Annotated in this window: 12 protein-coding genes; 8 read left to right on the forward strand and 4 right to left on the reverse strand. The window is 32.6% G+C overall.

What is annotated here, in order from left to right:
• Nucleotide 1 precedes the first annotated feature (1 nt).
• Nucleotides 2-1,066 (reverse strand): 3-phosphoserine/phosphohydroxythreonine transaminase, encoded by a 1,065-nt coding sequence (gene serC / locus ACN0WI_RS14985; protein WP_417887857.1) that lies wholly within the window; start codon nucleotides 1,064-1,066, stop codon nucleotides 2-4.
• Nucleotides 1,067-1,074: 8 nt separating this feature from the next.
• Entirely contained in the window at nucleotides 1,075-2,136 is a 1,062-nt protein-coding gene (locus ACN0WI_RS14990; RefSeq protein ID WP_417887858.1) for an acyl-CoA reductase, read from the reverse strand.
• A gap of 145 nt (nucleotides 2,137-2,281) precedes the next feature.
• On the opposite strand from ACN0WI_RS14990, the gene ACN0WI_RS14995 reads away from it, so the two are divergent.
• Nucleotides 2,282-2,629, forward strand: coding sequence for a 4Fe-4S dicluster domain-containing protein (locus tag ACN0WI_RS14995; protein WP_417887859.1), 348 nt, complete (start codon nucleotides 2,282-2,284; stop codon nucleotides 2,627-2,629).
• A gap of 58 nt (nucleotides 2,630-2,687) precedes the next feature.
• On the opposite strand, the gene ACN0WI_RS15000 is transcribed toward ACN0WI_RS14995, so the two are convergent.
• Entirely contained in the window at nucleotides 2,688-3,566 is an 879-nt protein-coding gene (locus ACN0WI_RS15000) for an AraC family transcriptional regulator (RefSeq protein ID WP_417887860.1), read from the reverse strand.
• 218 nt (nucleotides 3,567-3,784) lie between these two features.
• On the opposite strand from ACN0WI_RS15000, the gene ACN0WI_RS15005 reads away from it, so the two are divergent.
• On the forward strand, nucleotides 3,785-4,366 hold the full coding sequence (locus tag ACN0WI_RS15005) for a hypothetical protein (protein WP_417887861.1): 582 nt from the start codon (nucleotides 3,785-3,787) through the stop codon (nucleotides 4,364-4,366).
• 894 nt (nucleotides 4,367-5,260) lie between these two features.
• On the forward strand, nucleotides 5,261-5,842 hold the full coding sequence (locus ACN0WI_RS15010) for a hypothetical protein (protein WP_417887862.1): 582 nt from the start codon (nucleotides 5,261-5,263) through the stop codon (nucleotides 5,840-5,842).
• A 104-nt stretch (nucleotides 5,843-5,946) separates the two neighbouring features.
• Here the strand turns inward: ACN0WI_RS15010 and ACN0WI_RS15015 are convergent, their stop codons facing one another.
• Nucleotides 5,947-6,636 (reverse strand): NUDIX hydrolase, encoded by a 690-nt coding sequence (locus ACN0WI_RS15015; RefSeq protein ID WP_417887863.1) that lies wholly within the window; start codon nucleotides 6,634-6,636, stop codon nucleotides 5,947-5,949.
• Nucleotides 6,637-7,030: 394 nt separating this feature from the next.
• Between ACN0WI_RS15015 and ACN0WI_RS15020 the strand changes: the two genes are divergently transcribed.
• The 5 genes from ACN0WI_RS15020 (at nucleotide 7,031) to ACN0WI_RS15040 (ending at nucleotide 15,792) form a co-directional block, all read left to right on the forward strand.
• The gene (locus ACN0WI_RS15020) at nucleotides 7,031-8,578 is read left to right on the forward strand and encodes an alpha-N-arabinofuranosidase (RefSeq protein WP_417887864.1); all 1,548 of its coding nucleotides are present in this window, start codon (nucleotides 7,031-7,033) and stop codon (nucleotides 8,576-8,578) included.
• 232 nt (nucleotides 8,579-8,810) lie between these two features.
• A complete protein-coding gene (locus ACN0WI_RS15025; protein ID WP_417887865.1) occupies nucleotides 8,811-11,195 on the forward strand; it encodes a beta-L-arabinofuranosidase domain-containing protein in 2,385 nt (794 codons plus the stop codon).
• Between the two features lie 147 nt (nucleotides 11,196-11,342).
• Nucleotides 11,343-13,310, forward strand: a complete 1,968-nt coding sequence (locus tag ACN0WI_RS15030; protein ID WP_417887866.1) for an alpha-L-arabinofuranosidase C-terminal domain-containing protein — start codon at nucleotides 11,343-11,345, stop codon at nucleotides 13,308-13,310.
• 97 nt (nucleotides 13,311-13,407) lie between these two features.
• Entirely contained in the window at nucleotides 13,408-15,087 is a 1,680-nt protein-coding gene (locus ACN0WI_RS15035; RefSeq protein WP_417887867.1) for a ribulokinase, read from the forward strand.
• The gene (locus ACN0WI_RS15040; protein WP_417887868.1) at nucleotides 15,088-15,792 is read left to right on the forward strand and encodes an L-ribulose-5-phosphate 4-epimerase; all 705 of its coding nucleotides are present in this window, start codon (nucleotides 15,088-15,090) and stop codon (nucleotides 15,790-15,792) included. It begins immediately after the preceding gene.
• The last annotated feature ends 20 nt before the right edge of the window (nucleotides 15,793-15,812 follow it).

Genomic DNA, 15,812 nt, shown 5'->3' on the forward strand with positions numbered 1-15,812 from the left:
ATTATGAAATTTTTTCAAACTGCTGCATTACGTCAACCAGCACTTGCACACTTTTTAGAGGTAATGCATTGTACATAGAAGCTCTATAACCGCCAAGAACTCTATGTCCATTTAATCCGTTAATATTTGCTTCTTTCCATAGTTTATCGAAAGTTGCTTTATCAGTTCCTTCAATTAAGTTAAAAGTCGGATTCATTATAGAGCGATCTTCTTTATTCGCATATCCTATAAATAAAGGATTTCGATCTATTTCGTTATAAAGTAGTGCTGCTTTTTCTATGTTTTTCCCTTCAATTCCAGCAATTCCGCCCTTATTTTTTAGCCATTGTAAATTTAGTAACGATGTATAAATGGCAAAAACCGGAGGCGTATTAAACATACTGTCTTTTTCTATATGAACTTTATAATTCATCATAGACGGAATTTGACGCTTAACCTTACCTAAAATGTCCTCTTTTATAATAGCAACCGCAACTCCTGCAGGCCCCATGTTTTTTTGTGCACCAGCATAAATTAAATCAAACTGACTAAAGTCTAAACTTCTAGATAAAAAATCGCTACTCATATCGCAAACTAAAGGAACTTCAGTTTTTGGAAAAGATTTCATTTGAGTACCGTAAATAGTATTATTACTTGTACAATGAAAATAATCAGCATCTGTTGGAATGCTATAATTTTTAGGAATGTAAGCAAAATTTTTATCTTTAGAAGAGGCAACTTCTACTACCTCTCCAAATAATTTAGCCTCCTTAATAGCTTTAGTACTCCAAGTACCAGTATTTGTATAAGCTGCTTTTTTCTCTAATAAGTTATAAGCTGTCATTAAAAATTGAGTGCTGGCGCCTCCATGTAAAAATAATGCTGTATATCCTTTATTTTGAAGCCCTAAAATTTCTAAAATTAAAGAGCGTGCTTCTTCTATAACCGAAACAAAGGCCTCGCTACGGTGAGAAATTTCAAGAATTGAAAGTCCACTATTATTAAAATCAAGTACCGCTTCAGAAGCTTTTTCGAACACTTCTTGTGGTAAAATACAAGGTCCGGCACTAAAATTATGCTTTTTCATGATTTCGATTAGTTAAGGTTAATTAAAAATTCAAGGGTATCTATGCCATCGGCATAATCCCATAATCTTGGATGTTGTGTATTCCCAAAAGTAACTTCATTTGCTCGTTTAGATTCTTTACTAACAACGCATTGAAGTTTTTCTTTATTTTCGTTTAAGTGCTGCTGTAATGTTTCTCTATTTTCGTATTCTTCATAAAATAGAACAGAAATAGGAGAGCCGTAATTTTTATCTTCTTTCACCATCAAAAAGCCATTATCTAACATTTTAAACTCACTCATTAAATAAACTGCTTTATTATAATCGTAATTATTAGCGTATTTATTTTGATTAATGATTTCTTTCCAATGAAATATTCCTTTATAAAAAGAATCGAAATTATAGTTTTTGGGTACAAAAATTTTAGAAACATTTCGGCATCCTAAACCATAATACCTAAAAATATCTTCGGCTAATGCTTCAAAATCTTCAGCTGTTTCTTCTCCGGTAAGAATAGCGACTGAATTTCGGTTTTTACGAATGATATTGGGTTTATCTTTAAAATAATATTCGAAATATCGGGCTGTATTATTACTTCCCGTAGCAATAACAGCATCAAAATTATCGAGTTTATTCTCTGTAAATTTAATTTTCGATTCAAATTCAGCATTTAGCGTTTTTAAATATGCACATAAAACAGGTAACAACTGCTTATCGTTATCAGATTGCTTTATAAGAATAGTATGACCACTAATAAGGACACTTAAAAAATCGTGAAAACCTACTAATGGAATGTTACTAGCCATAATTACTGCTACTGTTTTAGGAGTAATTGTAGTTGAAAATTGATAATTCCGAATCCAATTTTCTAGATTTTCTTTAGTAAGAGCTTTTGCCCATTCTTTTAAGGCATAATGAATATTCTCTTTAGAAAACCATCCATTATGCAGGCTAGCAGCTGTTATTTTATTCTGAAGTTCCTCAAAATAAACCTGTTCTGTCTCTGAAAAGTTAGAAGGGGACTGTGTATCGTAATTACGTAACAAATCTCCTAATCTTGTGAAATAAAATACACGTTCTTTAATTGTCATTGCCTAATTTGGTTATGAATGCTATGCACTTTAAATTTGCAACAGCGAAATTAAAACTTCCTATTTGGAAATACTATAAATTTCAACAAAAGCTTGGGATCAGTTCATATTTCGTTTTATTTTTACAAATTCAAGAAAAATAGCTATGGCGATAATAATAACAGACGAATGTATAAATTGTGGGGCATGTGAACCAGAATGCCCTAACACTGCGATTTACGAAGGAGCAGACGATTGGCGTTATGCTGATGGAACTGAATTAAGTGGCGATGTAGTGCTTCCAAACGGGCACGAAGCTAACGCGGAAGAAGCTCAAGAACCTATTAGTGATGAGTTTTATTACATTGTACCTGATAAATGTACAGAGTGTAAAGGTTTCCATGAAGAACCACAATGTGCTGCGGTATGCCCGGTAGATTGTTGCGTGCCTGATGAAGATCATGTTGAGGCAGAAGAAGAACTTCTTGCAAAACAAAAATTTATGCACGATTAAGAAAAATTAATTTTTCTTTAGATAATAAAAAATCCGCTTTCTGAAAGCGGATTTTTTATTAAGAAACGGTTACTTTAAGTTCATTTCTATATTTTGAAGGTGATTTCCCTGCAAATTTTTTGAATTGTTTGTTGAAGTGACTAAAATTATTAAAACCACTTTCGTAGCAAATATCGGTAATACTAAGTTCTTGCTCATGAAGCAATTTAGCAGCATGCGATAATCGATATTCATTAACAAACTGAGTAAAAGTTTTTCCAGTAATTTTTTTAAAATATCGGCAAAAGCCTGGAACCGTCATATTTACCATCTCGGCAATCTCATCTAGTGAAATACTTCGCTTGAATTCCTGTTTTACAAAATTGAAAACTTCGTTAATTCTGTTAGTGTCTTGTAAATCACTTTCTAATACAAAACCATGTGCATTTAAGATGGTGTAGTTTTTTGCTTCTTCTAACCATTTTAAAATTTCTAGAAATCCTGTAAGCCGTTGAAATGCATTTTTATGCTGAAGCTCTTCCATTTTTTCGCCAATAAAACGTTTATCTTCTCCGTGGAAAACAATGCCTTTTTTTGCTGTTTCTAAAAAGGAACCTAAGTTTTTAGTTTCCGGTAATTCAAAAAAGGATTTACCTAAAAATTCTGGATTAGCTTGAATTATAGTTTCTTTTTCATATTTATTTAAAGAATCAGATAATCCGCAATGCGGCAAGTTAGCTCCAATTAATATTAAATCTCCATGGTGGTAATATGAAACGTGGCTACCGATTTGCCTTTTACCAGATCCACTATTAACATATACCAATTCTATTTCAGGATGGTAATGCCAAAAATTGTTATTTTGATGTGGATTTTCTTCAGTAAAAGTTTTATAAATAAATGAGCTACCGAATGGTGGTTCAATTTTTTCAAAAGCAGGCTTCGTTGTTTTTATCATATCTATAACGTTAGCGCAATTTATAATCTATAAATTACGATATAGTTAACTAGGTTGAAAATACATAAAATGTGTGTTATTATCAAAAAAATTAAGCTACTATAATATTTTCGGTTAAAATAGAATATATTTTGGTATATTTTCTATTCAATATAACGTAAGGTTGCTCGTATATTTGCTAAAGAATAATTAGTCATTTAACAAAAACTCCGAAAATTATGAAAAACCTATTGAAAATAAGTTTATTAGCGCTGACTTTAGTATTGAGTAACACATTAAGTGCTAAAGATATAGACGTAAAAGTAAACAAAGAAAACCGATTAGTTGTAGAATTAGCTAATTCACAAAAAGGTGCTGAATTAGTTTTAGCAGATATTCATGGAGAAGTTCTTTTTAAAGATTATTTGAAGAGCTCTTCTTATAAGAAAGCATTAGATTTAAATGAAATTCCAAGAGGGACTTACTTTTTAAGTATAGAAAGAGAGGATAGTATATTAACAACTGTTATTTCAAAATCAAATAAAGGAGTAATAGTAAACGATGAAAATTCTAAAATCTTTTTCAAACCGTTCTTTAAAACAGTAGATGGAAATAAAGTAAAGGTATCGTTTACCAATCCACAATATAAAGATGCTAATTTTAGAGTTTATGATGATAATGGTATAGAAGTAGCCTCATCTGTAAACAATGATTTAGTAGTTAAAAAGACATTTGATTTTTCAAATGTTCCTTCTGGAAAATATACAATCTCATTACTTGTAGGAGACCAAGTAGTTGACAAAACGTTAGACATAAAGTAAAGTATATAAAAACATAATATCGTTTCCCCAAACAAACGATTGTTGTAAAAAAAAAGCCAGCATCAAAAATGCTGGCTTTTTTTGTAATTACTATAAATATATTAAGGTTTATTTATGCTGAAAATCAATAATCTTTATTTGTACTCATATGTAAACATCTATATAAGAGACACTTTATCTATATTGTTGTATAATTTGGTTCGCTCAAAACGCTATAATCATTCGGTATTAAATTCAATGATTGAATAAAAAGTATAGGATTATTATCGATAGTTGTTTAATTCAATTTTTCAGAAATAGTTCATAACAAAAATCATATACAAATTTTTTTTAGAGTATTGCGGTTATATAGCGTGATGGAATTTATATAAAGATAGAATAATGAATTCAAGATATAGAGTTGTTAGTACACTCTATAATGTAGTTGCCGGAGTAGGAGAAGCGAAATTATTGGTCAAATTTTTAATTTATGGAAATTTTAATCCGAGTTCATTTACTTCTTTCTTGACTTTTACCCATTCAATACTTTTTTTAATATTTTTTTCTACTGGGCTAACGATCATAAACAAATGTGTCAAATATATCACATCTACGGTTTTTTTGTCTCGGCTACTAAATGGTAAAAAGAAATTTAATGTATATAACATTTAAAAATTTATAATCTAGATTTTATCAAATCTATAGCGTTTTCGTAATTTTTAGTCTAAAAATCATTATATACTTATCTAGGTTAAATTCATATTAAATGTGTGTTATTATCAATAAATTTAATCTACTATAATATTTTCGGTTAATATAGAACATATTTTGGTATATTTTCTATTCAATATAACGTAAGGTTGCTCGTATATTTGCTAAAGAATAATTAGTCATTTAACAAAAACTCCGAAAATTATGAAAAACCTATTGAAAATAAGTTTATTAGCGCTGACTTTAGTATTGAGTAACACATTAAGTGCTAAAGATATAGACGTAAAAGTAAACAAAGAAAACCGATTAGTTGTAGAATTAGCTAATTCACAAAAAGGTGCTGAATTAGTTTTAGCAGATATTCATGGAGAAGTTCTTTTTAAAGATCATTTGAAGAGCTCTTCTTATAAGAAAGCCTTAGATTTAAATGAGATTCCAAGAGGGACTTACTTTTTAAGTGTAGAAAAAGAAGGTAGTATTTTAACTACAGTAATTTCAAAGTCTAATCGAGGTGTGATGATAAACGATGAAGCTTCTAAAATATTCTTCAAACCTTTCTTTAAAACTGTTGATGGTAATAAAGTAATGGTATCATTTACCAACCCAAAATCACAAGAAGTTAATTTTAAAGTATATGATAGAGAAGGAACAGAGGTAGCTTCTTCTGTAAATACTGATTTAGTAGTTAAAAAGACATTTGATTTTTCAAAAGTTCCTGGTGGAGAATATACTATTTCGCTTAGAGTAGGAAACCAAGTAATCAATAAATCTTTAGACGTTAAATAAGATCGTTAGAATAAAAGTATATCGCTTACCCCAAACAAGCGAAAACTAGAAAAGAAAAAAACCAGCTTAAAAGCTGGTTTTTTATGGATAATAATTTCTATTTTTTAAAATTTAAAGGAAAATCCTTCCGCTTTTTTCTTTTGATATTTTTCTTGGTCAAATTTATATAGAAAAGAACCTTTTCTAGAAGAGCTCATATCTTTCTCTTCTAATTTAATAAGAATATCGAAAGAATTAATTTTATTAATAAAGTTACGTTTATCAAGCTTCTCTCCTAAAATAGCTTCATATAGCTTTTGTAGTTGTCGCATAGTAAATTTCTCTGGTAGCAATTCAAAGCCAATAGGGCCGGTTGAAGCTCTGTATAATAACCTTCGGCTGGCATGCTTAACCATTTTATCATGGTCAAAAATTAAAGGCGGAATATCTTTAAAACTAAACCACTTGGCAGAGTAGTTTGCAGTTAGTTTAGTATCGTGTTCTGAAATATTAATTAAAGCAAAATAAGAAACAGAAACTGTACGAGTTACAGGATCACGATCTATCTTACTAAAATTATATAATTGTTCAAGATAAATATCGTTAATTCCGGTAAGATGATATAAAATGCGATTAGCTGCTTGATCTAGATTTTCATCTTTTTTCAAAAAACCTCCCATTAAAGACCATTGACCTTTTTCAGGCTCAAAATCTCTTTTAATTAACAATAGTTTTAATTCTTCATCATCAAAACCAAATATAATACAGTCTACAGCTACTAAAACTTTGTCTTCAGATTTATAATTGTGAATCATTAAAAATTGAGTAATATTAATTGAATTTTGCCAAAATTACATTTTTAATTAATGAAAATCTAAAAAAGACCCAAAACGATTAAATTTTTTGAGATAAAATCTTGGTATACTTGATAAGTAGATACTCGAAATTTGTTATATTATTTTTTCTAATCACTAAAAGTTAAAAATCTCTAAAAAGACATTTGTTTTTTTAGTTAAAATTTAATTATATTTGGAAATGTATGATTTACACTTATTATTTATTATGGGTTGTAAACATATTAAAAAGAAAATTTTAAAGCTTTTTCCGAAAAGGTTTTCGGTCTATTTGAATAAATCAAGATGATTTTATAGAAATTTCAATATTTACTATTCTTATAATAAAGCAAATTAACTATACTACTTAATTATTATGAAAAAACCCAGACTCCTTAATTTTCCTTTACTTTTTTTAGCATTTTCTTTTTCTGCATTACAAGCACAAACCGAAATATCTGTAAAAAACGATGAAAATGCTCCTACAATTAATAAAAATATATATGGACATTTTGCTGAGCATTTAGGTCGCTGTATTTACGGTGGATTGTACGTTGGTGAAGACAGTGAAATCCCAAATACAGATGGTGTTCGTAACGATTTGATCGAAGCACTTAAAAACCTTCAAATACCTATTCTTAGATGGCCTGGCGGTTGTTTTGCAGATACCTATCACTGGAAAGACGGCATAGGTCCTAAAGAGGATCGTCCAACGATTGTAAATCAATGGTGGGGAGGAGTGACAGAAGATAATAGCTTTGGAACACATAATTTTTTAAACCTTTGTGAAGTTCTGGGAGCAGAGCCTTACTTGGCCGCGAATATTGGTAGTGGAAGTGTTCAAGAATTTGCAGATTGGATTCAGTATGTAAACCATGATGGTGTAAGCCCTATGGCCGATTTGAGACGAGAAAATGGCAGAGAAAAACCATGGGGAGTTAAATATTGGGGTGTTGGTAACGAAATGTGGGGTTGTGGAGGTAACATGACACCTGAATATTATTCCAACCTTTATCGTCAGTATGCTACATTTATGAGTGATTGGGATAAAGAAACTGGATTATATAGGATTGCATCTGGTGCAAATGTAGACGATTACCATTGGACGGAAGTATTAATGCGTGATGTTCCTCATAGCCTAATTGAAGGTGTAGCGTTACACTCTTATTCTTTTGTGAAGTGGGAAGATAAAGGAGATGCTGTAGATTTTAATGAAGCACAGTATTTTTCAACAATGCAAACAGCTTTGAAGATGGAAGAGTTGGTGACAAAGCATAGTGAGATTATGGATAAATACGACCCTAAAGGAGAAATTGATCTTATCGTAGATGAGTGGGGTGGTTGGTACAATGTTCAAGAAGGGACTAATCCTGGATTCTTATATCAACAAAATACTATGCGTGATGCCATGATCGCGGGCGTGTCATTAAACATTTTTAACAATCACAGTAAGCGTGTTAAAATGGCGAATTTGGCGCAAACTGTTAATGTTTTACAGGCTGTAGCTTTAACAGATGGTGCTAAAATGATCCTTACACCAACATATCACGTGATGGAAATGTATAAAGTTCATCAGGATGCACAATTACTTCCGGTAGAGTTTGATTCACCTGAATATACTTTTGAAGGAAAATCATTACCAGCGGTTTCCGTATCTGCTTCTAAAAATAGTAATGGTATAGTGCATATTTCAGTAGTAAATATTGATTCAGAAAAAGAAAATGAAGTAGAGTTTGATCTTTCAGAATTTGATGTTGATGATTTTAATGCGGAAATTTTAGTTTCAAAAAAATTGCAAGATCATAATACTTTCGATGATCCTAATAAAATAACACCTTCAGAATTTAAAGATTTTAAATTCAAAAAAGGAAATTTGAAAATGACTTTGCCTCCTTTCTCCGTAGTGGTATTGGAGAGTAAGTAAAAAACTATTTGAGTCAGTTTCACGAAACTATCTAATGATATGAAATCTCAATTTTTGAGTAAAATATGTTTAAAAAAGATATTTTGAATTAGCCCAACTTTAATCATCATTAGAGCATAATTGCTCTAATGATGATATTTTTAAAAGATTTATCTTAAACATATACTTCTTATTCTATTACATACTGAATCTGGATAATCAAATAAAAAATTAGTCTATTAATTATTTTAATATGAATATTAGAATACCAAGTTTCAAAAAAGCAGGATTAGTTATAGGTATTGCAATTCTTAGTACCCCTTCCTTTGCACAACAAAATAAATTGTCTCTTTTTAATCTCAACGATGTAAAGCTTCATAAAAGCTTGTTTGAAGAAGCTATGTATACCGATTTGGATTATATATTGCAAATGGAGCCTGATCGCTTACTTGCCCCTTTTTTAAGGGAAGCTGGTTTAAAACCAAAAGCGGAGAATTATCCTAATTGGGAAAATACAGGTTTAGATGGTCATATTGGCGGGCATTATTTAACGGCGCTTGCCCAAATGTATGCTTCAGCAGATAGTGAAGAGGCTTTGCAGCGATTAAATTATATGATTTCTGAGTTAAAAAAAGCTCAGGATGCTAATGGAAATGGATATGTAGGAGGAATTCCTGATAGTAAGCGAATCTGGAAAGAAATTTCAGAAGGAAAAATAAACGCAGGCGGATTTAGCCTTAACGGCGGTTGGGTGCCACTCTATAATATTCATAAAACTTATGCTGGTTTACGGGATGCTTATCTTATTGCTGGTAACGAGGAGGCAAAACAAATGCTTATCGATTTAACCGATTGGATGATCGATATTACATCCAATCTTTCTGAAGAGCAAATTCAGGAAATGCTGAAATCAGAACATGGCGGATTAAACGAAACTTTTGCTGATGTTTATAAAATTACCGGAGATAAAAAGTATTTAGATTTAGCCTATGCCTTTACTCAAAAACAAGTCCTTGATCCCTTAGAACATGAAAAAGATATTTTAAACGGAATGCATGCCAATACGCAAATTCCAAAAGTGATTGGTTATGAAACCATTGCCGCTTTAGATCAAAATAAAGACTACCATAATGCAGCCACTTACTTCTGGGAAAATGTAGTGAATAATAGAACCGTTTCTATCGGAGGAAATAGTGTTAGAGAACATTTTCATCCCGCCGATGATTTTTCGAGTATGATAACTAGTGTGCAGGGGCCAGAAACCTGTAATACATATAATATGCTAAAGCTAAGTGAGAAGTTGTTTTTAGCGAATCCAGAAGAAAAATATATAGATTTTTACGAACAGGGCTTATATAATCATATCCTTTCTTCTCAGCACCCTGAAGGCGGATTTGTTTATTTTACACCTATGCGCCCTGGCCATTACCGTGTATATTCGCAGCCAGAAACCAGCATGTGGTGCTGCGTAGGTTCTGGTTTAGAAAATCATGGTAAATATAATGAAATGATCTACGCGCATAGTGATGATGCGTTATATATAAATCTTTTTATTCCTTCTGAAGTGAACTGGAAGGATAAAAACTTTAAACTAATCCAGGAAACCAATTTTCCGAATGCCGAAAAAACTTCTTTTAAAATTGAAACCCAGAAACCGCAAAGATTAACTATAAACTTTCGTTACCCATCATGGGCAGGAAATGGTTTTGAGGTTCAGGTAAATGGTAAAAAGGAGAAATTCGATAAAAAACCGGGTTCATATATTTCTATTACTAGAAAATGGAAAAATGGAGATCAAATTTCAATGCGATTACCCATGAATATCACTTCGGAGAGGTTACCCGATGGATCAGACTATGAATCTTTGAAATATGGACCACTTGTGCTGGCAGCCAAAACCGGAAAAGAGAACTTAAAAGGTTTATTTGCTGATACCAGTAGAGGAGGTCATATTGCTTCGGGGAAAAAGATTCCGCTTTCAGAAACTCCAATTTTTCTTTTAGAAAATCTGGATGATCTCGCTTCTAAAGTTCAGGTAGACTCTAAAAAAGACCTTCGTTTTTCAGCAAAATCGGTTTTATATCCTTCAAATTTTAAAGATTTAGAATTTGAGCCTTTTTATAAGGTTCACGATTCCAGATATGTCATTTACCTGCCGGTAGAATCACCGGAAAGTCTTGCAGCTATTCAGCAAAAAAGAAAAGAACAGGAAATTGCTGAACGTGAGCTAGAAGCAGTAACTATCGATTATGTAAGTCCGGGTGAGCAGCAACCGGAATCTGATCATTTTATCAAGACTGAAAATTCGAATGCTGGTGTAAACCAGGATCGTCATTGGAGAGATGCTGCCGGCTGGTTTAGTTATGAGCTTAAAAATGAAGAAAACAAAGCTTCCCGTATAAGAATAACTTATTTTGGTTTAGATGGCAACCGTAAATTTAAAATTATGGTAAATGGGACGACGATTGCAAATGAAGAGTTAAAGGGAGATCGCGGTCCTGAATTTTTTACCAAAGACTACGAATTACCAAAGAAAATAGTAGAACAAAAAAATGAAACTCTAAGCATACGCTTTGAAGCCGAACCGGGTTCCAGAACTGCCGGAATCTATGGTGTTAGATTAATGAAAAAGCAATGATAAAAATTATAGAATTAGTAGTTGAGACGCTTTAATAATAGAATAAGAAAACTTTAATATTCAATTATAATCTATACATATTAGAGCTTCGGTGCATACATTTTTATTTTTTTGGAATTGAATTAAGATTATAAGAAACTAATAAATATGAGTAGAATTAAGAATCTCGGTATAGCAGCCGCTTTGGCTATTGGAGTCAGTGCCTTTGCGCAAACCCCAATAGATATTGACGCTTCAAAAAGTATAGCTGAAATTCAGCCAACCATGTATGGGATATTTTTTGAGGATATCAACTTTGCCGCTGATGGAGGATTATATGCCGAGCTTATAAAAAACCGTTCTTTTGAGTTTGATTCTCCAAAAATGGGCTGGGAAGAGCCTAACAGTAGCCGTCATTCTCTAAATAAAGATTCAGGTATAGCAAAGATTATTAACTATGCAGATAGTACCGGGAATAGAAACTATGCAAGGTTCGAGATCAACGATGCTTCCAGTTACGAGGTTATCAACGAAGGTTTTCGGGGCATGGGATTAAGGGCTGGCGAAAATTACCGAATTTCAGCAATGACTGGAAAGGTTAATGGAATTTCTTCAATAAAATTTGAGCTTTTAGATGAAAACGGAGATGTTTTTGGGGAAGCTTCAATTGCACCCAAAGGAAATGACTGGAACACTTCTGAAGCTAGGATAACTCCTTCTAAAACGGTAGAAAAGGCAAAATTACGAATAACTTTTTCCGGTAAGGGTTCTATAGCAATGGATATGATTTCTATGTTTCCTGAAAATACTTGGAAAGGTCGTAAAAACGGATTACGTAAAGATTTAGTACAATTATTAGCCGATATGAAACCAGGGTTTTTAAGATTTCCTGGTGGATGTATTGTAGAGGGAAGAACATTGGAAAAACGCTATCAATGGAAAAAAACGGTTGGAGCAGTAGAAGATCGCGAAATGCTCGTAAATCGTTGGAATACCGAATTTTCAAATAAACTAACGCCAGATTATTTTCAGAGTTTTGGACTTGGTTTTTTTGAATATTTTCAACTTTCTGAAGATTTAGGGGCGGAGCCGTTACCAATTTTAAGTTGTGGTATTGCCTGCCAGTATAATACAGGAGAACTAGCTCCAATGGAAAGTTTAGACCCGTATGTACAGGATGCCTTAGATTTAATAGAATTTGCTAATGGAAATACATCTTCTAAATGGGGAAAAGTACGTGCAGATATGGGACATCCAGAGCCTTTCAATTTAAAATATATAGGAGTAGGGAACGAGCAATGGGGGCAGGAATATATCGATAGGTATAAGGTTTTTGCTAAAGCTATTAAAGAAAAGTATCCTGATATGATTATCGTTTCGGGAAGTGGTCCTTCTCCAGATGGTGAGTATTTTGATTATGGATGGGAAGAACTTAAAAAATTAGATGCTGAACTGGTAGATGAGCATTATTATAAATCACCAGAGTGGTTTAAAGAAAATGCTGATCGCTATGATGATTATGACCGTAATGGTCCTAAAGTTTTTGCAGGGGAATATGCCGCACATCCAAAAGCAGAAGATGGTCCTAAAGAAAATAATCTGGAAGCCGCAGTTGCTGAAGCTGCATTTATGACAGGATTAGAACGTAATGCAGATGTGGTTCATCTTACTTCTTATGCGCCGCTTATGGCTCATAAAGATGCATGGCAATGGGCTCCTGATTTAATTTGGTTCGATAATTTGTCATCTCATGGTACAGTAAATTATTACGTTCAAAAATTATTTGCCAATAATAAAGGAACCAATGTTTTAAAGGTAAGTAGTAATGGAGCGAATGTAATTGGGCAGGAAGAAATATATGCTACCGCTGCTATAGATTCAGAAAAAGATGAAATTATTTTAAAATTAGTGAATACTAGTGCGGAAAACAAAGAAGTGCAACTTAATATCTCTGGTAGTAAGTTTAAAAAGAAGGCAGATTGGATTAGCCTTTTTGGCGATAATATTAAAGCTTACAATTCATTTAAAAATCCAAACACTATTGTTCCGGTAGAAAAAGAAGTGAAAATTAAGAACAATAGCATAATTCAATTAGCAGCAAATTCAGTAAATATTATAAAATTAAAGAAATCTTAAAATTATAAGTGTTTTTACTACACTTATAAAAGTAAAATTTTATATTTGTAAGGAGTCATAACGACGAAAAGCATATTATTATTAAAAATATTCGCAAATGAAAAGCTATGTTATAGGGCTTGATTACGGGACCGATTCAGTAAGAGCTGTATTGATAAATGCTAAAAGTGGTGAAGAATTAGCTTCAGAAACTTATTGGTATCCTCGTTGGAAAAAGCAATTGTATTGCAATGCTAGCCTAAATCAATTTCGGCAACACCCGTTAGATCATATTGAGGGTCTAGAAAATACAATAAAAGCAGTAGTATCTAAAAGTGGTATAGATGGAACTTTAGTAAAAGGTATTTGTATTGATACCACAGGTTCTTCACCAGTACCAGTAACTGAAGATGGTACTCCACTTGCTTTAAAAGAAGGATTTGAGGAGAATCCAAACGCTATGATGATTTTATGGAAAGATCATACAGCAATTTCAGAAGCTAATCAAATTAATGAATTAGCAGAAACTTGGGGTGGTGAAAATTATACGAAATTTGAAGGTGGAATTTATTCTTCCGAATGGTTTTGGGCAAAAATAGCACATATTGTTAAAGAAGATGAAGCTGTAAAAAACGAAGCGTATTCTTGGATGGAACATTGCGATTTAATGACCTATTTATTAATTCAAGAAAACGATCTCGCTACTTTTAAAAGAAGTAGATGCGGAGCCGGGCATAAAGCTATGTGGCATGAAAGCTGGGGAGGTTTGCCTTCAGAAGAGTTTTTAGGTAAACTACACCCATATTGTGCTGAATTACGTTCAAAATTATATACAGAAACTTATACGTCTGATGAAGTTGCTGGTAATTTAAGTGAAGAATGGGCTGAAAAACTAGGTCTTTCTACAGATACTTTAATTGCGGTGGGAACTTTCGATGCCCATTCAGGAGCTGTAGGAGCTAAAGTAGAAGAACATGCATTAGTTCGCGTTATGGGTACGTCTACTTGCGATATTATTGTTTCTCCTTATAATACTGTCGGCGACAAAACAGTTAGGGGTATTTGCGGCCAGGTAGATGGTTCAGTTATACCGGGAATGGTAGGTTTAGAAGCTGGGCAATCTGCTTTTGGAGATGTATTGGCTTGGTTTAAAAATGTTCTCTCTTGGCCATTAACTAATTTAGTATATACTTCAGATATTTTATCGGATGAACAAAAAGAAAGATTACAAGCTGAGGTCGATAAAAAATTTATTGCAGAGCTATCCGCTCAAGCTGAGGCTATAGATATTAGAGATAGTATTCCTGTAGCTTTAGATTGGGTAAATGGTAGAAGAACCCCAGATGCTAATCAAGAATTAAAAAGTGCTATAAGTAATCTTTCATTAGGAAGTAAAGCGCCTCATATATTCAAGGCACTTGTTAACTCTATCTGCTTTGGAGCTAAAGAAATAGTAAAACGTTTTCAAGACGAGGGGGTAAGTATAAATACTATTATCGGAATTGGAGGTGTAGCTCGTAAATCTCCATACATTATGCAAACACTTTCTAATACCTTAAACATGCCTATAAAAATTGCTGCCTCCGATCAAGCACCTGCTTTAGGTGCCGCAGTATACGCAGCTACAGCAGCTGGTATTTACGAAGATGTGATTACAGCCAGTAAAACTTTAGGAAGTGATTTTGAAGCAGAATACTATCCGCAAGAAAGTGAAGTGCCAGAATTTGAAAAACAAATGGAGGCTTATCGAGAGTTAAGTCAATTCGTAGAAAATAGTATTATTAAAAAAGCACAATAAATGAGCTCTAAATATCAATCCTTAAAAGAAGAATGTTACGAAGCAAATATGCAGTTAGATGCATTAAATCTCGTAATATATACTTTCGGAAATGTTAGTGCAGTAGATAGGAATGAAGGCGTTTTTGCTATTAAACCAAGTGGTGTTCCTTATTCTGAATTAAAGCCTGAAGATATCGTTATTTTAGATTTCGATAATACTATTATTGAAGGCAGTATGCGTCCATCTTCCGATACTAAAACCCATGCCTATTTATATAAAAAGTGGGAGAATATTGGTGGCGTTGCTCATACACATGCTACCTATTCAGTAGCTTGGGCACAATCTCAATTAGACATTCCTATTTTTGGGACTACACATGCCGATCATTTAACGGCAGATATTCCTTGTGCACCACCAATGAGTGACGATTTAATTGCTGGAAATTATGAGCATAATACTGGTATCCAGATTTTAGATTGTTTTAAAGATAAAAAATTATCCTATGAAGAAGTACAAATGATTTTAATCGGAAATCATGGTCCATTTACTTGGGGAAACTCCGCAGCTAAAGCAGTTTATAATAGTAAAGTATTAGAGGAAGTTGCTAGAATGGCATTTCTAACCCTTCAAATAAACCCAAGAGCACCACGTTTAAAAGATTCTTTAATAAAAAAACATTACGAGCGTAAGCATGGAAAAAATGCCTATTATGGTCAAAATTAATAATGCGTAAAATTCAACAA

Source organism: Zunongwangia sp. (assembly GCF_048269745.1).
Lineage (GTDB): Bacteria > Bacteroidota > Bacteroidia > Flavobacteriales > Flavobacteriaceae > Zunongwangia.